Raw genomic sequence first — 22375 nt, 5'->3', positions numbered from 1 at the left:
GTCTACTTTTTGTGTTTGATCCGCAGGAATGGAAAACCGCGCGGATCGTCAGCCGTATTATATCATGATTTCCAGCTTTTGGAATCTTTCCGCAGAGAATTTTACAGGCTTACCGGCCCGGAGGGTCACTCTCCATTTCCCGCGGATAGTACATCCGCAGATCATTCTTGGATTCCCCATGCACCAGTGCCGCCGCGATGACCGAGGCATCGGATAATTCCTCAATCGTGCCATCCTGCATCAAAACCCAGACCATCGAATTTTCATTTCCCTGATAAGGCTGATATGGCCGTTGGCGGACTTCGTCTACGGTCAGATAATACGTCGGATCCCAGCCGTTTTCCACCAACCGTGCACGCATCGCTTCCAGCTGATCGTGCGTATGGATTTCGCAGGACTGAAACAGATCGCGGTCCAAAAGCCGCCGCGCCAGATCCGCCGCGATCGGATCTGCGCTTTGCCGCAGCAGCGTAAACCCATAGTTGCAGGCGGATTCATCCATCAGAAAATGATCCTCGACGCTGACGCCGCGTCCTGAGAGGAATGCGTTGAAAATTGGAATTTGTTCCAGAATCGGACTGTGCTGATCCCGCAGCTGTTTTAACCGTGCAAACATCAGCGCGAGCATCGACTCAAAGCTGCGCGATACCGGATGAAAATAAACCTGCCAGTACATGTGATAGCGGGCCATGATGTAATCCTCGACGGAATGCATGCCGCTTTCCTTGACGACCATTTTATGATCGCGCACGCGAATGGTCCGCAGGATTCGTTCCAGATCAAATTCCCCGTATTTCGTCCCGGTGAAGTACGCATCCCGAAGCAGGTAATCCATCCGGTCAGCGTCCAGCTGACCGCTGATCATCTGAACAAGAATTTTATTGGGATGGGTGTGGTCGATCACCGCCGCCACCTTTTCCGGCAGCGATGGGCTGCAACGGACTAACGCGCGATGGACTTCGGTATCTTCCAGAATGATCCGGCGCGTCATTTCCTCATGCCTGGCGATCGTCACCGATTCAAACGCATGGGAGAACGGACCATGCCCCAGATCATGAAGCAGACCGGCGGCCATGACCGTAATCTTTTCCTCCTCGCTCAGCGTTTCCCGCAGATCGCGGACTTCCTCGACCATCCGCCGGGCGATCTCATACACCCCTAAAGAGTGCGCGAACCGGGAATGCTCCGCGGTATGATAAACCTGAAACGCCCCGCCCAGCTGCCGGATCCGCTTCAGCCGCTGGACCTCGCGGCTGTTGATGCAGTCCCAGATCACTTTCAGATCAACGTGAATATAGCCATGAATTGGATCGCGAAGCACTTTGACTTCGTTGAGTTTCTCAAACATTGTTTTCCACCTGGCCTTTCTGCTTTTATTTTAAAGGTTTATCCCGATAATTACAATTCACGAGCGGCTGAGTTTGATGGTTTGTTGTATAATGAAACCAAATCGAAGAAAACCGGCAGGACCGGTTAAAAAAAGGAGGACTTTTTATGACGACAATCGGCTGGATCGGCACAGGCAATATGGCATCGGCGATCATTCACGGCATTACTCAGAAAACGCAGGCTTATGCGATGGCGGCGTATTCGCCGCATTTAGCGGAAAAGACGGATTTCCCGGCACAGAAGCTGAATTCCTCAGCCGAAGTGGCAAAGGTCAGCGACGTTTTATTTCTGGCGGTCAAACCGGTTAAAATGGCGGAGGTGCTCGCCGAGATCAAACCGGCGCTGCGGCCGGAAACGCTCGTCGTGACGATCGCCGTTTCTTTGACATTGGACTGGTACGCCCGGCGCCTGGGTGAAAACGTCCATCTGGTCCGCACCCTGCCCAACACCTGCGCGGCTGTCGGGGAAGGGTTTACCGCGCTGACGTTTAACGCCCAAGTCACGGAATCGGAAAAGCAGCTGGCACTTTCCTTATTGGCCATGACCGGGAAAACCGCGGTGATCGAGGAAGCGCAGATGAACGCGGTATCCGCCCTGACCGGCAGCACCCCGGCTTTGATTTATATGATAATTGAAGCGATGGCCGACGCCGCGGTCAAACACGGAATTCCGCGCGCTCAGGCGTATGCGATGGCAGCTCAGGCCGTGAAAGGCGCCGGGGCGATGGTGAGCGAAACCGGACTGCATCCGGGAATTTTGAAGGATCAGGTCTGTTCCCCAGCCGGCAGCACGATCGTCGGCGTGGAAAAAGCGGAAGCCCTGGGCTTACGTTCAGCCATGCTGGAAGCGGTCGACGCGATCATTGAAAAAACAAACCAGATTTCCGGCTGATCCCTTTTTACACAATCAGAAAGTTTTATACTGTAATTGAATATAACTAACCGCAGTCAAATTGATATACTTAATGCGGTGATAAGGATGAAAGAGAAAAAAAAGAAAAATGGTTTTACTTTGATTGAATGCATTGTCGTTGTTGCGATTCTGGTGGCCTTGTTAATCATGCTGGTCCCCAAGCTGACCGGTTTCACAGAAACGGCAGCGGATACCGCCGCATTGAATAATCTGAAACAAATTGATAAAGCGTTTACCGCCGCCGACATCAAAGCCCGCGTTCAGGAAGGCTATCTCCTTAATCAGAACAGCGAAGTTCTCCTTCCTTTTAACTCTGCCATGCCGGGAGGCAATCAGGAATATGAAATCAGAGTTACCGAATTAATCGAAGAAATGATCGGAGAGGAACTCGCAAAACGATATTCAATTCTTTACGGACAAACGACGTATCTTATTCAATATTATACAAGTGAGAAATTTAAATCCGATTATTATACCTATGAAAACGGTACCTATTTAAAGTGTGAGGCTGCCGGTTCATGCAAACCGTTATCCTTTCGTGAAGAATAACGAAAACATTCCGGTCAACGGGAAACGTGGATCGGAATGTTTTTTTATTTGCACACGTTAATCCACGCTTGTGCCTGCGCGATTTCATACAACCGGTCCGGCGTCAGCTCGATCGCGCTGTTGCCGCTGCCGCAGGCCGGAAACACCGTTTCAAACCGTTGAAGCGATTCATCCAAATAAACAGGAATTCCCGGACGGATGCCGAACGGACAGACGCCGCCGACTGGATGACCGATCACCGGTTCCACTTCCTCATAGCTTAACATTTTCGCTTTCACATGGAAAAACGCCTTATATTTCGCATTGTCGATCTTCTGGTCCCCGGCCGTTACGACCAGCACCGGCTGATCCTGCACCCAAAACGACAAGGTTTTCGCGATCCGCGCTTCCTCCGTGCCCAGCGCTTTGGCCGCTAACGCCACCGTTGCGCTGGAATGCTCCAGCTCAATGATCTGATCGGCGCAGCCCCATGCTTTTAAATATTCCCGGGCTTGTTCAATCGCCATAACATCACTCCCAATCTGTTTTTAATCCTACCTCACTTTGAAGGAAGACGCAAGAATTGACGAAATACGATATCAGGTTACATTGAAACATCACGCTTCTGCAATTAAAAATCTCAGCCATTTTACATGAACAGATATTTAATAATTAAGAATTCCGTCTCTCTTTCGCTGCGGGAGTTCTGTCCGTGGTATCGTTTGATGCATCGGTTGGGCGGGCAGGAATTCTTTTTTTATGCTTTTTTAATTATCAGTTAAGGAACTACGGAAATAAACTCTCATGCTAAGAAATTCTTCAATCAGTGGTTACATTATCGTCTGTTATTTCTCAACACGCATTTTATCTATTGGAAAAACAAGCGTAAACGTCGTGCCCGTGCCCACTGCACTTTCAACCTGAATCTCAATCTGATGCCGGACGGCGATTTCTTTTGCGATTGCCAGCCCCATTCCGGAGCTGCCGCGCTCAATTCCTTTTCCCTGCCGGTAAAAGCGTTTAAAGATATTGGAAAGAGCTTCCTGATCCATGCCTGCGCCTTCGTCCTGAATCACAATTTCTCCGCGGTCGGTCTGATAATAATAAATAGATTTTCCGGATTCTGTGTATTTAACCGCGTTATCCAGAATCAACATCAACAACTTGCGGATCAGCTCATAATCGCCCAGGATGACGAAATCATTCTCCGGCGGCTGCGTGACAAACTGAATTTTCTTTTTCATCGCCATGCCGCGGGCGCTCATCGCCGTATCGGACATCACCTCGGAAAGATGAACCGGCTCCTGTTTAATTTTAAATTCCTTGGTTTTCAAGGTTGAGATCATCAACAGGTCCTGAATCAGTTTCTGCAGGTACTGACTTTCCGCCAACATCTGCCGATAGTAGGCGGCGACATCCTGAGGATTCTTGATCACCCCGTCCGCCAGCGATTCCAGCGACCCGCGAATCACGGTCACCGGTGTTTTTAATTCATGCGAGATATCCGCCAGGAAATTATCGTGCATTTTCGCTTCGTTTCTCTGAATTTCCTTGCTTTTGCACAACTCAATCGCCAGCTGATCCATCGAATAGGCCAGCTGTCCGATTTCATCCTTCTGATGGATATTCGTTTGAATCGACAGATTGCCATGCGCCAGCTCGTTGGCAATCTGCGTGATTTTCCGGATCGGCGCGGTAAAATGAAAGGACATGAACACGCTGACTAACAGAAGCAGCAGTAAAACGACCAGTGTCAGCCCGAAAAGAAAACGGTTGATCTTCGACTGCATCGCCGCGGAATCGCCGGCCTGATGCAGGATCAGAAGAACACCGACAGTTTCTCCCTGATTATTATGAATCGGCGCGGCCCCGGCGATGATATGCCCTTCTTCCGTCGGAAACTCAAGACAGGAGCTTTCTCCCGCCAGCGCTGAATCCCGGACGGTTTCCGCTTCCGGGATCAAAGTGATATCGTTTTTCTGAATCAGCTGATCTTCGTTTAAGTACAGATATTCGCCATTTTGATCGCACAGGGAATAGCTGTAATCGCTGATATCGGAAAGCAGGGCCAGACTGTATTCCGCATTTCCCGTATCCCGAACCGCCTGGATAAAGTTATCCGGCCGCGTGTCTTCCGGAAGCATGCGTTCAAAGGTTTCCGCCGCGTTTTCCGCGCCGCGGAAAATAATATCGACGTGATGTGAATTCAGAACGTCGGCAGTGAAGTGCGAAAAATTATACACCAGAATCACCGCATAGCTCAGAATCACGGCGCTGAACATAACGACCAGCTTACTTGTCAGCTTGCTCATGCTTTTTTTCCTCATAGGCAAAACTGTACCCTACGCCCCAGATCGTTTTGATGGAGAAGCAGGGGTGCGGATATTCGTCCAGCTTGGCGCGCAGCCGCTTCACGCAGGAATCCACCGCCCGGTCATAGCTTTCCCCACTGTATCCCCAAACCAGATCGAGAAGAATCTCGCGGGAATACACCCGGCCGGGATGAGAAGCGAGCAGCACCAGCAGCTCCATTTCTTTCTTTGTCAAATTGATCGGCTTGCCGTCCAGACTGACTAAATTCCGGCTTTCCTGAATCATTAAATTTCCATAAACGAAATCGGCCTGTTCCGGATTGTCCTCCGTTCTGCGCAAAACCGCGCGGATCCGCGCCATCACCTCCTGACAGGAAAACGGCTTGAGGATGTAATCGTCCGCCCCGATATCCAGTCCCATGACGCGGTCCTGATCGGCTGTCTTGGCAGTAATCATCAAGATCGGCACACGGGATACTTTGCGGATACACTGGCAGACTTCAAAGCCGTCGATATCCGGAAGCATCACGTCCAGAAGGATGACATCCGGCTTATAATTGGTAAAATAGGTAAGTCCTTCCTGACCGGTATGCGCGATCACCATCGTGTAGCCGGCTTCTTTTCCATAATGATATAAAATGTTGCAGATCGATTCGTTATCATCCACTATTAAAATCGTTTTCATGTTTGTTCTCCCGTTTTTATTATAACAAACAACAGAATTGCGTCAAAACTGTGTCAAAAACAAAATATTTTCAACACATTGTTAAATTATTATCTTGTTGCATTGTAAGAGGAGGAAAGACAATGAAAAAGCTTCTTAAACTGGCTTTATGTCTGGTGCTCGCTGCTTCAGCCGCCGGCTGTGGCAACAACGGCGGCGCCGGCACGCCAACCCCGGATACCTCAGCCGCCGCGCTGACGCCGGGAACCTATACTGCGACCGTCACCGGCCACAACGCGCCGATCACGATTGAGGTCACGGTCAGTGATCAGGCGATCGAATCAATCAACGTCGTTGAATCGTCGGAGACGGCCGGAATCGGCACCAACGCAATGGAAAAGCTGACCGATGAGATCATCGCCAACCAAACCGTCAATCTGGATACGATCACCGGAGCGACGATCACCAGCGCCACCTTTATTTCCGCAGTCAAAGACGCGCTGACTCAGGCTGGCGCAGATCTGAATACCTGCTTCAACACCGAAGTCGCGGCGGAAGCACTCAACGACAGCTATGACTGCGACGTGCTGGTCATCGGCGGAGGCGGATCCGGCATTACGGCCGCCGTACGGGCCGCTCAGACCGGAGCGAATGTCATCTGTCTGGAAAAGAACGGCTTCATCGGCGGCGATACGGTCTTAAATGCCGGCACGATGGTTGCCACCAATTCCCGGATTCAAAAAGAAGTCCTGAATGAAACGCAGGATTCTTCCGATTTGTTGTATGAAGATATCATGAAGGTCGGATTGGAAAAGAACGACCCGGTGCTGGTCAGACTGCTTGCGGACAACATCGGCGAGTGCATCGACTGGCTGACCGACGATTTAAAAATTGCTTATGACGCGGCCGCAACGCAGTATCCGGATCATTCCGCTTCCCGGCAGATCGGCGTTGTCGGACGTTCCGTTTCCTTCCTGGATCAGATGCAGACGCTGCTGGCACAAAATCATGGTCAGCTGTTCACCGATGTGCGGGCATCCAAGCTTCTCACGGATGACAACGGCGCGGTGATCGGCGCTGTGGGCACGGATGCGGCAGGCAAGGAAGTCACCTTCAACGCGAAATCCGTCGTCCTGGCGACCGGCAGCTTCGGCGCGAACCAGGAGCTGCTTCCAAAATCGCTGGATGGATATCTGTTCTATGGCCGCGACAGCGACACCGGCGATGGCTTGGTCATGGGTGAAGAAGTCGGCGCGGCGACGATCAATCTGGATTTAGTCAAGGTTTACGCGCAGGGTGTTGAAAAGCTCCCGACCAAGGGGTTAGCCGCCACCGCCAGTTCGACGGCAGCGACCAACGGCCACGGTGCGATTTATGTCAACTCCAAGGGTGAACGCGTAGTCAGCGAAGTCGGCACATTAAGCGACATCACTAATGCTACCGTGGCTCAGGAAGATAAAATTCTTTATCTGGTCATGGATGAAGACGCCTATGCCGCCTATCTTGCCAAATCTGTGGAAGATAAGTTAATCCCTTCGGAAGCTTCGATCGAGGACTGGTATTCAGTTTCCAACAATGGCAAGCCGATTATCGTCAAAGGTGAAGATTTGAGCGCGCTGGCAGGCCAGATGGGCATCGACGCAGAAGGCTTAGCCGCGACGGTCGCTAACTACAACGAGATGTGCGCCGCCGGAAAAGACACACAGTTTGACAAACCGGATCCGGTAGCTTTAAAAGAAGGAACCTATGTCATCGTCGAACAGAAGCCGCGTTTCGCAACGACGCTGGGCGGCTTAAAAGCAAACGAAAATCTCCAGATTGTGGATGCGGAAGGCAATCCGATCGCTAATCTCTATGGCGCAGGCTGCGTTGTCGGCGGCGCGAACGGCGCGGATTCCATGACGGCGATGATGCAGGGATGGGCCAATTTCTCCGGTTATACCGCAGGCACAAACGCTGCGAAAAACGCGGGCAAATAAAGGAAGTCCCCACGCTGTTTCATTTCTGTTATTTCCAGATCAAAACGACAAAACCAGACTGCCGCAGTCATCGCACTGTGCCGGTCTGGTTTTTTAATTGTCAGCTTGTGGACGTCAGATTATGTTTTACAAAGTTTTGCGCAAACCGATTCTTTTGTGAAATCCAGCGATCCTTGAAAAATCGCAATTCATTTTTCATCAGTACCTCCAATAATCGCAGTTCGTTGAATGCCCTATCCAAAAATCGCAATAGAGAAGAATGATCGTTTTAGAAAGAGGCGTTTTCACCTTTTTCTCGTCTACAAACGGCCGAGCATCCATTCCATTTCATCGAACCGCATCGAAGCACCTTCGATCAGCGGCAACGGGGTCGCGTGATATTCCGGCCAGTCCTCGTCAGGCGGAAGGACAAGATCGCAAAAATCAGAACTGTAACCATAGTGATCATTCCAGTAAACCCAGCGGTTTTCTGCCTGATGGAGATTGTGGATCACTAAAACGAAGGTTTTCGTTTCTTCCGATTCCCCCAAATCCTCCCTCACCCAGGCGAACAGCTGAGCCGTATTGCCCAGCTCTGAATCAATAAAATATGCGTTTTCAATCGTCAATGTTCCTTCGGGATTCTGTTTATAGCGCAGGCTGGCAAAGCGAAACAGGATTTCCTCCAGCGCGGCCTGGACGTCCGGCGTCTGCGCTTCTTCCCGGGTCAATAAAGGGATTGATCCCTGTATCCGCGGTTCGTCGGTCAGCAGGATATTGCATGCCGGATACCAGTTATACCGGGGTGTCTGACAGCGGGACGCGGCCTGGACACGTTTGAGCTGATCGAGCCATTCCAGATCGCCTGCCTGCCGGGCATAGCGCAGATCGTCCTTTAGCAGCCGCGGATTCCATTCTCTTCGATTGGGCGTCGAGGGATATCCTGAATATACGGATGTATGATAATATTCCCACACTTCGCGGCTGATTGCCACTACCGGTTCCTGCATCACGCTGCGTCCAAGCAAAACCAGCGTTAACGCCGCAACAGCCAGAAGCACAAGGTTGATTCCTTTTTGTTTCATTCGCTCGCCAATCCCTTTCCATTCCCCCAGATCCAGGTCGAATCCGCAGCAGCCTGCCGCTCAAATTCCCGGACGTCAGCCAGGCGCAATTCTTTTTCTCCAAAATGGAAAACATCCTGCTCGTCAAAATAGGCGCCCGTGACCTCCACGGCATAAATCTGTTCAGTGTCCAGATCCTCAAAGATGATGATCATATTCACTTCGCCCTGCTCGTCTGTGCGCAAGGCATATGTAATCCAGTCGGGCTGTCCCGTAAAGTGCGGCGTCAGGATCCGCAGAATCTCCGCTTTCTGAGCCTCCAGCCGCGGATCCCGCTCTGTCAGCCCTTCAGACAGACCTTCCACTTGCAGCATCAGAGGCGAGGTGTCCGGCTTGACCTTCAGCAGTTCGGCATACACTGAATCATAAACCGGAATCACAAGCAGCGAATCACCGTTATGCAGCCGATTCAGCGCCGAGATCGGAACCAGCCCGGTTTCTGATTTTGCGAAGAATTCCATATTGGCGCAGAATTCCCCCTGCCGTGTAATATTATAAGAAGACTCGGCATTGGTAAATTCAACATGGCCGCTCCCATTTGCTCCGCTGAACTCAAAAACACCGCAGTGCCGGTAATCCGTCGGCGTTAACTGATGCCGGCGCGTGCTGACTATTCCAATAACATTGCCCAGAATCACAAGCAAAAGCAGCACGGTCAGCGTTTTGGATTCCAGTACCCTTGTTTTCTTCATGGCTTTTGAATTCCCCTTTCTTTATAAAATTATATCATCCCGTTTTTCGTTCTTTCAGCGAACAAAGAAATTGTAAGAATTCCTTCATCATTCAGCGCATCGAAGTCCGCTTTTTCCCCCTTTCTTTTTGCAGGCTGTTCCGTAAGCCTAGCAGCACGCTTTCCCTTCACATAAGTTGGTAGTGGGAAACAAGCTTTCCCATGACCAACTTAAAGGAGGAATTGACTATGAGTATCGTCCAATGTTCATTAAATCAGATCCCGTTGGGTAAGCGCTGCAAAGTCACCCAGCTCAACAGCACCGGTTCGATCCGCACCCGCCTGCAGGATATCGGGTTAGTTCAGGGCACCGAGCTGATTCCGCTGGTCAAAAGCTGCGCCGGCGATCCGGTGGCCTATCTGATCCGCGGTACGGTCATTGCCATTCGCGACAAAGATTCCCGTTCCATCCTTGTCGAGCATGACGAGGAATAGGTATGGGACTTACTGTTCAGTCGACCAGCGCGAAAGCCAGCCGCCGCTTCCAGTTCGGTGATTCCGAGACTCTGATCGCGCTGGCCGGCAATCCGAACGTCGGCAAGAGCACCGTGTTCAACGAGCTGACCGGCATGAACCAGCACACCGGCAACTGGCCGGGAAAAACCGTCGCGCTGGCCAAAGGCATCGCCCGGCATCAGGAAACGGACTACACGCTGGTTGATCTGCCGGGAACGTATTCCCTGATCGCCAACAGCGCTGAGGAAGCGATCGCCAGCGAATTCATCTGTTTCCAAAAGCCCGCCGTAACGATCGTGGTGTGCGACGCGACCGCCCTGCAAAGGAATCTCAACCTCGTCCTTCAAATTCTCCAGATGACCGCGAATGTCGTCGTCTGCGTTAATCTGATGGATGAAGCACGCAAAAAGAAAATTGAAATCGATCTGGAAAAGCTGAGTGAATTGCTTCAGCTCCCGGTCGTCGCCGCCAGCGCCCGCAGTCATCAGGGATTAGACGCATTGATGGACGCCGTCGCGCAACTATGCGAGCATCCCCGCACGCAGATCGCCTGCCTGAATTATCCGTTTGTCATTCAGAACGAATTGGACCGCCTGCGCGGACAGCTGCGGATGCTCGATCCGGCCTACGACATTCCCTGGATTGCCTTGCAGATTCTGAACAATCCGGACTCGACGCTGAAGTCGCTCTACGCATCGACAGCTTTAAATCAGGCGGATATTGAAACACTTCACAGTCTGGCCCTGCGCAGCCGCAAGGTGCTCGATCAGACGTATAAAAACGACAACTGGCCGGACCTGCTGATCCAGTGCCCGGTCCAGCAGGCGCAGCAGCTGGCGGAACAGACTGTGACGATGAACGAAGCCGAGGCGATGAAACGCGACCGGCAGATCGACCGCATTCTGTTCTCCCGCTGGGCCGGGATTCCTCTGATGATCCTGCTTCTGTGTCTGGTGTTATGGATCACGCTGGCCGGCGCGAATATTCCCTCGCAGATGCTGGCGGAATTTCTATTCTCTCTGGAAGCGCCGCTGGCGAAGTTTCTGACGGCGCTGCATCTGCCGGGTGTCATCGTCACGATGCTGAGCGAGGGGATGTACCGCGTATTAGCCTGGGTAGTCGCAGTTATGCTTCCGCCGATGGCAATTTTCTTCCCGCTGTTTACCTATCTTGAGGATCTCGGCTATCTGCCCCGCGTCGCGTTCAATCTGGACAAAACGTTCGCCAAGGCGCATGCCTGCGGCAAACAGGCACTGACGACCTGCATGGGCTTCGGCTGCAACGCCGCCGGGGTGATCGGCTGCCGGATCATCGACTCTCCGCGGGAACGGCTGATCGCGATTCTGACCAATAATTTTGCTCCCTGTAATGGAAGATTTCCCACGCTGATCAGTATTCTGACCATGTTCTTTCTCGGCTCGGCCGCAGGGCTGACGCAGTCGCTGCAGTCGGCGCTGCTTTTAACCCTGACGATCCTGTTGGGACTAGGTATGACGTTTTTAGTCAGCCGGCTGTTGTCGGCCACGGTCTTAAACGGTGTGCCTTCCTCGTTCACGCTGGAGCTGCCGCCTTACCGCCGGCCGCAGCTGGGCAAGGTGCTGGTTCGCTCGGTCTTTGACCGCACATTGTTCGTTCTGGGGCGGGCGATCACGGTCGCCGCGCCGGCCGGGATTCTGTTGTGGGTGATGGCCAACGTCGGCGTGCAGGGGCAGTCGCTGCTCGCCTGGGCGTCGGGGTTCCTCGATCCGTTAGGCCGCTTCATGGGACTGGACGGCGTAATTCTGGTCGCCTTCCTCCTCGGATTTCCAGCCAATGAAATCGTCATCCCGATCATCATCATGGCCTACATGGCCAACGGCTCGCTGATCGAAATGAGCAGTCTGAGCGCGATGAAGGACTTGTTTCTGGCGCAGGACTGGACGTTGACAACGGCGGTATGCACCTTGATCTTCGTGCTGTTTCACTGGCCTTGTTCGACGACCTGCCTGACCATTTACAAGGAAACCAAGAGTGTCAAATGGACCGCCGCGGCGATCCTGATCCCGACGGTATGTGGTGTCGTCTGCTGCAGTCTGGCGGCGTTTATCCTGCGGTTGTTCTAAACAGGAATAAGAAAATCCGTTCATCCACAGCGGTAAACCTTCTCTTTCTGCACGATCATTCAGTTTTCTTTCCCCTGTGATCTTCACCTTTCTTCCCTCCCTGTTGGAGCGCTGCCGGCGCTCCTTTTTCTTTTTAACGGTCTATTTCAGACCGATTTCGGTCAGAACAGAAAAGACAGTAATCCTCGCAACTGGGCAAAGACCTGATAAGGCTGTGCGGAAAGGGGCAGGCTAAAATGCAGGAGGTGGCGCAGATGTTTCTGCTTGCGGTCTTTTTCTGCGTTTTAATTCTGGGAATGGAGAATGGGGTTCTGCCGGGAGCTGCGGAGATTGAATATTGGAAGTGGATCGGGGTTGTCCTGTGTCTGGCAAGCGCGCTGATGTCAAAAGGGAAGGAGCAGCAGGCGGATCCTCTGTCGCTTCTGGTTCTGACCGGCTGTGCCCTGGCCGATTTGTTTCTGTTATTTACCCGGCAATGGGAAACCGGGATCGCCGGCTTTTGTCTTGTCCAGCTGTGTCTGAGCTTCAGCCTGATTTCCCGGGAACAAACACTCCAGCTGTGCCTGATCCTCGGCGGCTTGTTCTTTATCGCAGGACTGCTTCTGAAACTGCCGGAAATGATCTGTCTGGTGATGTTCTACGCAATTCAAACCAGCTTTAACCTCATCGCGGCACTGAGAATGCTTACGCATACTTTCCTTTTGAAATCCGCGTTTGACAAGCTTGGGAAGAATCCATCTGAGCTTCAACCCCCTTCAGCCGATATCCGGTTTCGTTTCTGGACGGCAATGGGAACCGTGTTATTAGCTCTGTGCGACCTGAACGTCGTGCTCTTTCAGCTGGGCGGTCCGCTGGCGGCGGCCGGCGGCTGGATCTGGCCGTTCTATCTGCCAGCCCTGCTTTGCTTCGCTCATGCCGCACGGTGAGGTCATCCTGCCTTCCATGAAAGCAAAGCCTGAAGTTCTCCATTGGGAAGAACGCTGACGTGCGGTTTATTCTTTTGTCCGGTCAGGAATCTGCCGGCTTCGCGAAGTCTGTATGATTGCTTTTGCCAAATTGATCAGCGCGCGTAAGCGCAGAAATTTCTGGAGATATCCTTTTAAACGAACATAAGAAACAGTCTGTTTTATAACGAATCGAGGCATTGTCCATGTCTGAAATCTTCTTTAGAACCTCAGTGGGAGTGCCGGCCCAACAGCGCAAACAAACCTGTCTCGCCTTGATCCAAAAATACGGCAGCCGCCGTTTGATTATCGCAATTCGGCCTCGCTCGGCAGATTGACCCCGGGACGTTTCATCACTTCCCCCATTCGAAGAAACTCAGATTTTATGCTTGTCCCCAAGAGCGGCGAGCGTCTTTTCCGGCAGTTTGTAGAAGCAGCGGAGCACAGTGGCGCAAGCGCTCCACCGCAAGGCTATCGCACAGCTGCAAGCTCTCTGAAAAAATTGATTTCTGAATTTCATAGTCCGCTGTCTTTGGTTTTTCCCTCAGAGCGCTTTGTGAAAGCAATACTTTGTTAAATTCTGCTCTTTCCTCACGAGTTAGTGCTATACTAAAATAAAGGAAGGTGAGATTTATGGGTAAACTCTCTGGTAAAATTGCCATCGTCACCGGGGCCAGCTCCGGGGTCGGCGCGGGGATCGCGAAGGTCTTAGCCGCGCATGGGGCTTCCGTCGTCCTCTGTGCCCGCCGTCAGGAAAAACTCGACGAGATTCGCCGCGAAATTGAAAATCGGGATAACGAAGGCGAAGTGATGACGGTCGCCTGCGACGTTGTCGACGACGCCCAGATCCACCGGGCCATCGAAGCAACAATCGCCCGCTTTCACACCATTCACATTCTTGTCAACTGCGCTCAGGGCGCGATGCTGTACCGGGCAATTCCCGATATCGACAGCGATTATGCCTTACTCGCTTACAAGACCGGACCGCTGGCCAGTCTGAAATTCATGCAGCTGTGCTATCCTTACATGAAGGAAAACCACTGGGGCCGGATCATCAACACCGCCTCGGCTGCCGGTGTTGACGGCAACGAGGGTTTCGGTGCTTACGGCATGGCAAAGGAAGCCATCCGTGCGATCACCCGCACAGCCGCCCGGGAATGGGGGCAGTATGGGATTACCTCCAACGTCTTCCTGCCGATCATTTCGACCGAGACGTTCCGCACCACCCAACCGGCGGCCTTGAAGTCGCTGGAACGCCAGTCTCCGCTGCATCGCATCGGCACAACGGAAGAGGACTGCGGACCGATTATCGCCTTTTTGGCCTCTGACGATTCCGCTTATCTCAACGGTCAGAGCTTCATGCTGGACGGCGGTCTGCACATGCACTCTTAATCTGCCGGATAGCACAGCCTGCGCTCAGGGTTTCCTTTCCCTGAATTACCAAAAAAAACGTTCTCCCCACAAAGCGAAAAGCACCGCTGACTTTCCCATCCGCGTTTATGAGTCAGCGAACATTTGAATCCGAGAAAAGTTCCGGAAGAAAACGGAATTTTTTTCTTTTTGTCGAAAGGAAGAAATGGGAAAATCAGGAATTAATGATACAATGGAAGGCAGAGGTGATATCCAACATGGAAAGAAAAGAAATTCGAATTGAAGATACCTGGGATCTGAGCGGATTGTTCGCCGATCAGGCCCAGTTTGACGCCGCTCTAAAACATGCGAAACAGCTGCTGAACCAGATCACGCAGGCACAGGGACACATCACGGAGTCCCGTGAAAGCTTCCGCAGCTTTATGGACAGACAGGAGGAACTGCAGCGGCAGTGCGAAAATCTGACGGTTTATGCCCAGATGCGCGCCGACGTGGAACCGGAGGATCCGCAGGTCCAGCAGAATCTGGCCAAGTCGGTCACTTTTGTCAATCAGGCCGCAGCGGCGACAACCTTTGTCGATCAGGAACTGATCGAGCATCGCAATGTGATCGAAACGTATCTGAACGCGGAAGACTGCGCAGATTACCGCTATCCGATGGAAGAAACGTTCCGCACCATCCCGCATCGTCCGAACGCTCAGACCGAGCAGCTGCTGGCGCAGATGAGCGATCTGTTTCAGAATCCGCAGAAAACATTCAAAGCGTTCGTACCGGAATTTAAACCGGTGATGATCGACGGAAAAGAGGAATTCTTAAATCAGGCGATCATGAACCAGCTGCTTCACAATCCGGACAGAGAAATCCGCAGGCAGGCGTTTGAGCATTTCTATGAAGAATACCGCCGGCATCAGAACGTTTTCTGTTCGACCTTGATCGGCCACGCTCAGGGACAGGTGCTCCAGGCGAAGCTGCATCATTTCTCCAGCGCGCTGGAAGCAAGCCTGTTTGAGGACGGCGCGGATGTTCCGCTGTTTAATCAGGTACTGGACATGGCCAACACCAGATATCACAAAACTTTCTGGCGTTATAACGAATTAAAAAAGAAGATCATGGGACTGGATGACTGCACCAGTTATGATTTGAACGTCCCGTTAGTTCAGGCTGTCGATGCACATTATGATCTTGATCAGTGCTTTGAAATTCTGGATCAGGCGTTAGCGCCGTTAGGCGAAGAATATCAGGCTTTATTAAAACGGGCGCGGGCTGAGCGCTGGATCGACTATTATCCGCATCAGGGCAAGCGCGGAGGTGCGTATTCCTGGGGCACCTACGATTCCAATCCGTTTGTCCTGACCAACTTCACCGGCGGTTATGATTCCTTAAGCACGCTGGCGCATGAGCTGGGCCATTCGATGCATTCGTTCTTCTCCCACCGGGCCAATCGGCCGTTATTGGCGGATTACCGCATCTTTGTCGCGGAGGTTGCTTCCACGGTCAACGAAGTCTTGCTGAACCAGTACATGCTGCAAAACAGCGACGATCCGAAAATGAAGGCTTCACTGCTGTACAACATGCTGGAGCAGCTGGTCGGAACGCTGTACCGTCAGCCGATGTTCGCCCAGTTTGAAGCATGGCTGCACGAGCAGCTGGAAGCCGGGCAGGCTCTGTCTTCCTCCGATTTGACAGATTATTATTACAAACTGAATCAGGACTACTATGGTCCATCCGTCACCGTGCATGAACTGGAAAAATACAAATGCTATTCCGTTCCGCATTTCTATTACAACTTCTACGTTTATAAATACACGATCGGCATGTCCGTCGCCTTATCCTTCGCTTCCCGGATTCTCAGAGGAGAAACGGAAGCTTACCTGCGCTTTTTAACACGCGGAGGCAGCTGCGCTCCGATTGATCAGCTGGTTGAAGCCGGCGCGGATCCGCGCGGCGAACAGGTCTATGACGACGCGTTCCGCTATTTTGAAGAAACGCTGGATCAGTTTGAAAAGCTGATGCGGGAAATCTGAATTTCCCCACGTGCTTTCGGCACAACAAAAATCCTGCTTTTGCCCGGCAGACTCCGAGCGAAGCAGGATTTTTTAATCTTCTCTTTTTATTCCGCCTGAATCTGATCCTCGGATGCCGGGAAGCTGGCCGGCGCGATGGCAGAAGACAGCGGCAGTTTCTTATTTAACGGCAGCGCGGCTTTCTGCACGATCTGGAAAAACCGTTCGGCGATCCGGCTTTGCGGCCGCAGCGGTATCGCCACGCTGAGCTGCCATGGATTCTTGTTGCGCATCGGAATTTTGACGATCTTTTCGCTTTCGATCGGAAACTGAGGATTGCTGATCGCCAGCCCTCTGCCTTCCTCGACCAGCCGGCGGATTGCTTCCAGATCGCAGCCGCAGTACACAATCCGCGGCGCGGCATTGGCCATCCGCATGTGGACGTTGTAACAATCGTAGATTTTATAACTTTCGTTTAAGGTTAAAAAAGGTTCGTTGACCAGATCGTGAAAGGTGACGAAGCTGTGCGAAGCGAGCCGATGTCCCCGCGGCACGCATAATTCGTTATACGCCTCAAACAGCCGGACGTTCTGCAGTTCGCTGGTGAAGATCGGACCGGTGATGAAGGCGGCGTCGACTTCCTGCCGCAGCAGTTTTTCCTCAACGATTTTATCCGAGTACTCGCTGAGAATCACCCGAACCTCAGGCTCCGTGCGCTCAAATTGTTCCAGCAGTCCCTGCACCATCGCATAGGTATTGCTTGAGATTGCCACGCTCAGCGTCTTATCGGAATTCCGGCGGATATCGTCGTTGATCTGTTCCAGCTGCCGCACAAGATCCTTGATCTGCGTGTAATAGAGCCGTCCTTCCTCGGTCATTTCCGTTTTGCGCTGCTGAAAGATCAACAAGTCGACATCCAGCTCCTTCTGCAGCGATCGCAGGCTTTTATTCAGACCCTGCGGAGAGATATAGAATTTTTTGGCGCTTTGAGTCATATTGCCGGTTTCGCACACGTCGATAAAATATTTCAGCTGTTCCAGATTCATGGCAAAACCCTCCCGCGGCAGACATTCTGCGCTACCACTATTGTAACAAATAGTTGATGATCAGTTCAACGCTTTGTTTGCGTCATTCGTTCATTCTTTCACTATAATGAAGCATACAAGGAGGAAAGAAGAAATGAAGAAAGGATTGATGATGATCGCCGCTTGCATGACGGCGTTCTCTCTGGCCGCTTGCGCGACAACGAAAGCGCCGGAAACCACAACAACCCCGGAGCCGACTGTTCCGGCGGAAGAGGTGAAACAGCCAAAGGATGGCAGCTACACTTCGTACATGACGTATTACGATCACCCGGCTTACCTGGCCACAGCGACCGTGACGGTAAAAGAGGGTAAAGCGACCGGTTACACATTTGAGGAATGTCATCTGCCGGATCATTGGGCGACGTTCACCGAAGAAGAAATTGCCGGCATGGATGAAAGCAACTACATCCCCGGTGTAGCCGTCACGGGTGCAAAGGGGTATTATGCCAGACAAGTCCAATTAGGAACTGGGGATGAGGCCATCATCCTGACCGGCGAAGGGGACGGAACCGGCATGCCGATTTACAGCAATGATCAAATCAAGGATTTCAGCAAGGAGATCTTGAACGAAGATTTAGCGGCCTGGTATATGGAACAGCTGGCAGCCGGCAACTACTGGTGTCTGGATGAAGAGGGAAATCCGATCGAAGATTGCGCGACCTACACGCTGGATCGGAAAGACGGCGTACATCTGGATAAAACGCAGTCCCGGTTTAAGACGTTGATCGGACACTGGACCGCAGTCGGCACGGGCTATGGCATTGAAGGCGGCGAACTGGGCTGGAGCGGCAACCTGAAAAAGATCGGCGATTTCTGCATTGAAAATCAGTTCCCGGAAGGAGAATTCGGCAGAAATGAAGATAATGTCGGACTGGTTGGCGACGTTGTTACCGGCGCCACGGCGACGGAATACGAAAACTATATCGGAATGTACTACGCTGCCTGGCAAAAGGCTTTTGAATAAGGTTTAACCGGTAACTTGCGCTGCCGCTGCGGACTTCCCATTTTGTTGTTTCTTCCTGCAAGAACAACCATCGAAGCAACCGCGCAGAGAAAAAATGAGCTGGAATCGGAAAGTATACTCTTTCATAGATTCCAGCTTTTTCTGATTTGGGAATATCCGGCGAGCGGAAGGAAAATCTCCCCCGGCATCCAAATCCCCTAACAAGACGAGCTTATCCGCTCCTTGAATCTGATCAAGGATCATCTTCAGCTTGTCAAAGTCCCCATGGATATCGCTGAGTACCGCTATTTTCATTCTTTGTTCCGCTTCTGTTCTAATTAACGTTAGAAATCTTTCTCTGATTTCAGTTTATCATTTTTAAAGAACGTTCGGAAATAAAATCATAAAAAAGCCGATGGGACTCTGCCTTGATCAGTGCATCATCCGGCTTTTTTCCAACCTCATTGGGGTTCTGTTCTCATTCCATGCCGTTGGGGCAATCCGCAGCGGTTTCCGGCTTCAATCGGCTCAACCGCAGCGACCAGGTCATCTTGGCGCTTGCCCGGGGCGCCAGATTCAGTCCGGCCTGCTTCTGATTGATGCCATCCAACGGTCCCGTCAGCGGTTCCAGCACCAGGAAACGATGCGCGTCGCCGGACCACACCATCAGATTCCGATATCCTTTTTCCAATCGCAGTTCCATCCGCTGATTCCGCAGGGGATCCTCCACCGCAATCATCGGACAATGGCTCAAAAAGCACCCCTGTGCCAAAACACTGGCTTTCTTCAGATGATCCAGCGGGATTCCCGTTGCAGCATCTTCCATTCTTTCAGGGTGAGCGACAAGCGTCAGCGCATCATAATCCTCAATCAGGAAAAACGGATGCATCCCCAAATCACAGGGCATGACTTCTGAGGAGTCATTGGTAATCTCCACTGTGGAAATCAAGCCCTCATCCGTCAGCGTAATCGTCATCCGGGCATGAAAAGCATACGGATAACGTCCGGCCAATTCTTCATCACTGTCCATGCGCAGTATTGCCTGATTCACTTTTAAATCCTCTACGGTCCAGGGAAATGAATGAAGAAAACCATGAAGTCCCGCCGGATATTCCCGGCCTTTTAATTTAAGGACACCGCCGCCGGGATTCCCATAATAAGGGAACATGACCGGAATTCCGCACCGCGGACGTTCGCTGGAAGCGATGTTCTCCGGCAAACGGTGCAGACACTCCCGTCCCGCCCACATCAGCGAGCTGATCAATGCGCCCCGTCCGGGGTGAATCATCGCTTCCATTGATCCCTGAGTCAGCCGGATTGCCTCCCTTTCCACCTCAGCCATGAAGCAGATATTCCCTGATCTGACGCGGACACCGGGCCTGCTTGATTTTATCCAGCAGCTCATCATCCGCCAGCTTGGCGGCAAGCCGGGAAAGCAGGATCATGTGATTGCGGGCAAAATTCTGATCGTTGCTGACGCAAAACAGGAAGATCGTTTCGATCGGTTTGCCATCCAGCGTTTCCCATTTGATCGGGTGTTCAAGGTTGGCGACGGCAACGCCGATCCGGGACACACTGTCGCTTTTGCCATGGGGGATCGCGACGCCGTTGCCAATCCCCGTGATCCCCTCTTTTTCCCGCTTGTAAATATCCGCGACAAACGCTTCGACATCCGCAATATAACCATTTTCCTTCAACTGCCGGGCCATCTGCTTCAGCGCGTCGTCTTTATCGGCGGCTTTCAGCGAAACCGTCATAATTTTTTCATCTAAAACATTCTCCAATTCCATGGTGTTCCTCCTGTTATCGAACTAAAAATTTATAGAGTTCTTCTTGGGAAAGAGAGTTCTTCTTGGGAAAGGCGGCAAAGTTCACTGACGTCCTGTTCGGTATCAATCATTTCCAAAAAACTCTTGTAAAACAACTGGGTCTTTTCCGATTCGTAACGGGTGTTGACCCGAAGTCCCAGCAGGAAAACCAGCCGCACCTGTTCTTCCTCATTCCATTGCATCGCATCTTTCAGCACAGCCACGACCACCCGCGACTGATTGACATAATTCGCATATCCATGCGGAATCGCGACGCCGTTGCCGATGCAGGTTGACACAGCGCCTTCCCGTTCCAGCACCGTGCCCAGATATTTCTCGCTGACTGCTCCGCACGCCAGCAGCCGGTCTGTCATCTTCCGCAGCAATTCCTTTTTATCCCGGGCTGCGGGATGGATCAAAATCAGCCGCGGATCAAACAGCGTATGGCAGGAGACATCGAAATGTGATTTCTGGTTAATTTTCGTCTTCTTTAAATATTCGATCTTCTCTTTCAATTCTTCAATGCCATGCCCGCTCAGCAGCGATTCGATATAAACGATCCGCTCGTCCTGCACCGGCAGCGCCGAAGTGGAAATGATCAGATCATAGCCCGCCAGCTCGCCGACGTCCAGATCGTGCAGGCTCAGGATTTTGATTTCCTTGATCTTCGGAATTGCCAGCTTGATCTTGTTGCAGAACATCTGATTCAGGCCCATGCCCAGCTCCGTGATCAGCAGAATCGTCAGCGGCGGTTCCAGCCGGTCCAGAGAAGCCTGAATATATAAAGTAATATAGCTCAGCTCCGTCGAAGAAATCTGGATTCCGTAATACTCCTCAAACAGGATGCTCAACGCCCACGACACGCGGTAGGTCTTGCGGTATTCCTCCTGGATAAAGCTGGTCAGATTGGCGGTGGAGTGCTTCTCAAATTTCATGCGGAAGACGGCGGGGCGAATGTGATTCAACAAGCCGTAATACAGCTCGTGATCCATTGTCAGATCGACGTTCATGATATTGGAAACGACTGAAATAATCCGCTGAACAAATTCTTTGATTTTCTTATCGTAATCCCGCACGCCGTATTCCAGATCGGCCGCACCGTTGTGGATCATCTGCGAACAGAGCAGCTGAATCGCAAAGTATTTCACTTCCTCGTCGTCGATCCGGATCATAAACTTTTCCTCAATCTGTTTAAACAACGATTGGGACAGCTCATATTCGTTATATTTGACGACGATGTCTTTTTCTTCCTGTTTCAGCTGAAGCAGTCCCATATCCGAACGGGTGACCGCCAGCGCCGCAAACAACAGAATACTGTTGTAGGATTCCTCGGTAAAACTGAAATTCCACGATTTTTCAACAGCGTCGATACATTCGGAAAGCAGCTCCAGATTGATGCCCTTGGCAAAATAGCGGATATTCGCTTCAATCGAATGGGCCTTGTCGTTGATCACCAGATGTTTGATCGCCAGCCGGCAGCTGACCTCCTGCCCTTCTAAATCTATCCCGTAATTGCGCCGCACGGACAGATCAATCGAAAACATTTTCAGCCATTGCGCGCAGGTTTCCAGGTTTTTCTTGCAGACGGGCAGGGAATCATAGGTCAGCTCGCTCAATTCAGCGACGGTCAGCCGATGGCCGAAGCGGGACAACAGGATCCGCAGATAGACATACAGCCGGTATTCGCCATTGACGATATCTTCCACCTCATAGGAACCATACAGACTGGAAAGGGCCTTGCGTTGTTCGCTGTCAGCTTTCAACAGACTGCCCTTCCCCGGCACCTTGATGATTTCACCGAGATTCTTCTGCCGGAGCACATCGTTCAGTTCGTCGATCTTGCCGCGGACGTTCTTTTCCGAGAGGTTTAACAAACGGGCGATGGAGGAGGCTGAAAACCATTCGTTTTCCAGCAGAATCTGCAGGATCTGATGCTTGATCCGGTTTTTTTTATTCGCCTTCATCCTCATCGCGTCACCTCTTTGTCGTTTTCTTTCTCATCGTGTTCCTGCATCCTCCTCTTTGTCAAGCGGTGTGCCCTGGCTA

General features: G+C 51.8%; 21 protein-coding genes. 9 read left to right on the top strand and 12 right to left on the bottom strand.

Features of this window, described 5'->3' with window-relative positions:
* Nucleotides 1-109: 109 nt before the first annotated feature.
* Nucleotides 110-1348, bottom strand: a complete 1239-nt coding sequence (locus I2G61_RS11970; RefSeq protein ID WP_195395696.1) for an HD domain-containing protein — start codon at nucleotides 1346-1348, stop codon at nucleotides 110-112.
* 146 nt (nucleotides 1349-1494) lie between these two features.
* Here I2G61_RS11970 and proC point away from each other — a divergent pair, with 146 nt between their 5' ends.
* Nucleotides 1495-2280, top strand: coding sequence for a pyrroline-5-carboxylate reductase (gene proC, locus I2G61_RS11965; RefSeq protein ID WP_195395697.1), 786 nt, complete (start codon nucleotides 1495-1497; stop codon nucleotides 2278-2280).
* A gap of 87 nt (nucleotides 2281-2367) precedes the next feature.
* The gene (locus I2G61_RS11960) at nucleotides 2368-2850 is read left to right on the top strand and encodes a type II secretion system protein (protein WP_072683138.1); all 483 of its coding nucleotides are present in this window, start codon (nucleotides 2368-2370) and stop codon (nucleotides 2848-2850) included.
* A gap of 44 nt (nucleotides 2851-2894) precedes the next feature.
* Here I2G61_RS11960 and I2G61_RS11955 read toward each other — a convergent pair whose 3' ends face one another.
* From I2G61_RS11955 to I2G61_RS11945, 3 genes are all read right to left on the bottom strand, one after another.
* Nucleotides 2895-3356, bottom strand: coding sequence for a YbaK/EbsC family protein (locus tag I2G61_RS11955; RefSeq protein ID WP_072683137.1), 462 nt, complete (start codon nucleotides 3354-3356; stop codon nucleotides 2895-2897).
* A gap of 318 nt (nucleotides 3357-3674) precedes the next feature.
* Nucleotides 3675-5141, bottom strand: coding sequence for a HAMP domain-containing sensor histidine kinase (locus I2G61_RS11950; protein ID WP_195548306.1), 1467 nt, complete (start codon nucleotides 5139-5141; stop codon nucleotides 3675-3677).
* Nucleotides 5122-5826, bottom strand: coding sequence for a response regulator transcription factor (locus tag I2G61_RS11945; protein WP_072683135.1), 705 nt, complete (start codon nucleotides 5824-5826; stop codon nucleotides 5122-5124). The genes I2G61_RS11950 and I2G61_RS11945 overlap by 20 nt, the downstream gene beginning before the upstream one ends.
* Before the next feature lie 122 nt (nucleotides 5827-5948).
* On the opposite strand from I2G61_RS11945, the gene I2G61_RS11940 reads away from it, so the two are divergent.
* Complete coding sequence (locus I2G61_RS11940) at nucleotides 5949-7784, top strand: FAD-dependent oxidoreductase (protein WP_195548305.1); 1836 nt, start codon at nucleotides 5949-5951, stop codon at nucleotides 7782-7784.
* 299 nt (nucleotides 7785-8083) lie between these two features.
* Here the strand turns inward: I2G61_RS11940 and I2G61_RS11935 are convergent, their stop codons facing one another.
* Both I2G61_RS11935 and I2G61_RS11930 read right to left on the bottom strand, forming a co-directional pair.
* The gene (locus I2G61_RS11935) at nucleotides 8084-8848 is read right to left on the bottom strand and encodes a hypothetical protein (RefSeq protein ID WP_072683133.1); all 765 of its coding nucleotides are present in this window, start codon (nucleotides 8846-8848) and stop codon (nucleotides 8084-8086) included.
* Nucleotides 8845-9579: a hypothetical protein gene (locus tag I2G61_RS11930; protein WP_072683132.1), complete on the bottom strand. Its 735-nt coding sequence runs from the start codon at nucleotides 9577-9579 to the stop codon at nucleotides 8845-8847. Before I2G61_RS11930 ends, I2G61_RS11935 begins: the two co-directional genes overlap by 4 nt.
* A 227-nt stretch (nucleotides 9580-9806) precedes the next feature.
* Here I2G61_RS11930 and I2G61_RS11925 point away from each other — a divergent pair, with 227 nt between their 5' ends.
* The 3 genes from I2G61_RS11925 to I2G61_RS11915 all read left to right on the top strand — a co-directional run bounded on the left by I2G61_RS11925 (nucleotide 9807) and on the right by I2G61_RS11915 (nucleotide 13101).
* Nucleotides 9807-10052: a FeoA family protein gene (locus I2G61_RS11925; RefSeq protein WP_006058412.1), complete on the top strand. Its 246-nt coding sequence runs from the start codon at nucleotides 9807-9809 to the stop codon at nucleotides 10050-10052.
* A gap of 2 nt (nucleotides 10053-10054) precedes the next feature.
* Nucleotides 10055-12175, top strand: a complete 2121-nt coding sequence (gene feoB / locus I2G61_RS11920; RefSeq protein ID WP_072683131.1) for a ferrous iron transport protein B — start codon at nucleotides 10055-10057, stop codon at nucleotides 12173-12175.
* A 254-nt stretch (nucleotides 12176-12429) separates the two neighbouring features.
* The gene (locus I2G61_RS11915) at nucleotides 12430-13101 is read left to right on the top strand and encodes a lysoplasmalogenase family protein (protein ID WP_159432744.1); all 672 of its coding nucleotides are present in this window, start codon (nucleotides 12430-12432) and stop codon (nucleotides 13099-13101) included.
* Between the two features lie 401 nt (nucleotides 13102-13502).
* On the opposite strand, the gene I2G61_RS11910 is transcribed toward I2G61_RS11915, so the two are convergent.
* Nucleotides 13503-13781: a hypothetical protein gene (locus tag I2G61_RS11910; protein ID WP_139248534.1), complete on the bottom strand. Its 279-nt coding sequence runs from the start codon at nucleotides 13779-13781 to the stop codon at nucleotides 13503-13505.
* Here I2G61_RS11910 and I2G61_RS11905 point away from each other — a divergent pair.
* Nucleotides 13753-14511, top strand: a complete 759-nt coding sequence (locus I2G61_RS11905; RefSeq protein WP_072683129.1) for an SDR family NAD(P)-dependent oxidoreductase — start codon at nucleotides 13753-13755, stop codon at nucleotides 14509-14511. The genes I2G61_RS11910 and I2G61_RS11905 overlap by 29 nt on opposite strands.
* 236 nt (nucleotides 14512-14747) lie before the next feature.
* A complete protein-coding gene (pepF, locus tag I2G61_RS11900) occupies nucleotides 14748-16514 on the top strand; it encodes an oligoendopeptidase F (RefSeq protein ID WP_072683128.1) in 1767 nt (588 codons plus the stop codon).
* An 86-nt stretch (nucleotides 16515-16600) separates the two neighbouring features.
* Here pepF and I2G61_RS11895 read toward each other — a convergent pair whose 3' ends face one another.
* Nucleotides 16601-17539 (bottom strand): LysR family transcriptional regulator, encoded by a 939-nt coding sequence (locus I2G61_RS11895; protein ID WP_072683127.1) that lies wholly within the window; start codon nucleotides 17537-17539, stop codon nucleotides 16601-16603.
* 133 nt (nucleotides 17540-17672) lie between these two features.
* On the opposite strand from I2G61_RS11895, the gene I2G61_RS11890 reads away from it, so the two are divergent.
* Entirely contained in the window at nucleotides 17673-18542 is an 870-nt protein-coding gene (locus I2G61_RS11890; RefSeq protein ID WP_072683126.1) for a hypothetical protein, read from the top strand.
* Between the two features lie 3 nt (nucleotides 18543-18545).
* Here the strand turns inward: I2G61_RS11890 and I2G61_RS11885 are convergent, their stop codons facing one another.
* From I2G61_RS11885 to I2G61_RS11870, 4 genes are all read right to left on the bottom strand, one after another.
* Nucleotides 18546-18836: a metallophosphoesterase gene (locus I2G61_RS11885; protein ID WP_072683125.1), complete on the bottom strand. Its 291-nt coding sequence runs from the start codon at nucleotides 18834-18836 to the stop codon at nucleotides 18546-18548.
* Between the two features lie 163 nt (nucleotides 18837-18999).
* Nucleotides 19000-19863, bottom strand: coding sequence for a hypothetical protein (locus tag I2G61_RS11880; RefSeq protein WP_072683124.1), 864 nt, complete (start codon nucleotides 19861-19863; stop codon nucleotides 19000-19002).
* Nucleotides 19856-20311, bottom strand: a complete 456-nt coding sequence (locus I2G61_RS11875) for a PTS sugar transporter subunit IIA (protein ID WP_072683123.1) — start codon at nucleotides 20309-20311, stop codon at nucleotides 19856-19858. Before I2G61_RS11875 ends, I2G61_RS11880 begins: the two co-directional genes overlap by 8 nt.
* Nucleotides 20312-20340: 29 nt before the next feature.
* Nucleotides 20341-22299, bottom strand: coding sequence for a PRD domain-containing protein (locus I2G61_RS11870; protein ID WP_072683122.1), 1959 nt, complete (start codon nucleotides 22297-22299; stop codon nucleotides 20341-20343).
* Nucleotides 22300-22375 lie beyond the last annotated feature (76 nt).

This window comes from Holdemania sp. 1001095H_141210_F2, assembly GCF_015558105.1.
In the GTDB taxonomy this organism is placed as follows: Bacteria; Bacillota_I; Bacilli_A; order Erysipelotrichales; family Erysipelotrichaceae; genus Holdemania.
Note: the sequence above shows the minus strand (reverse complement) of the source record. Positions and strands in the feature narration are given on the sequence as shown.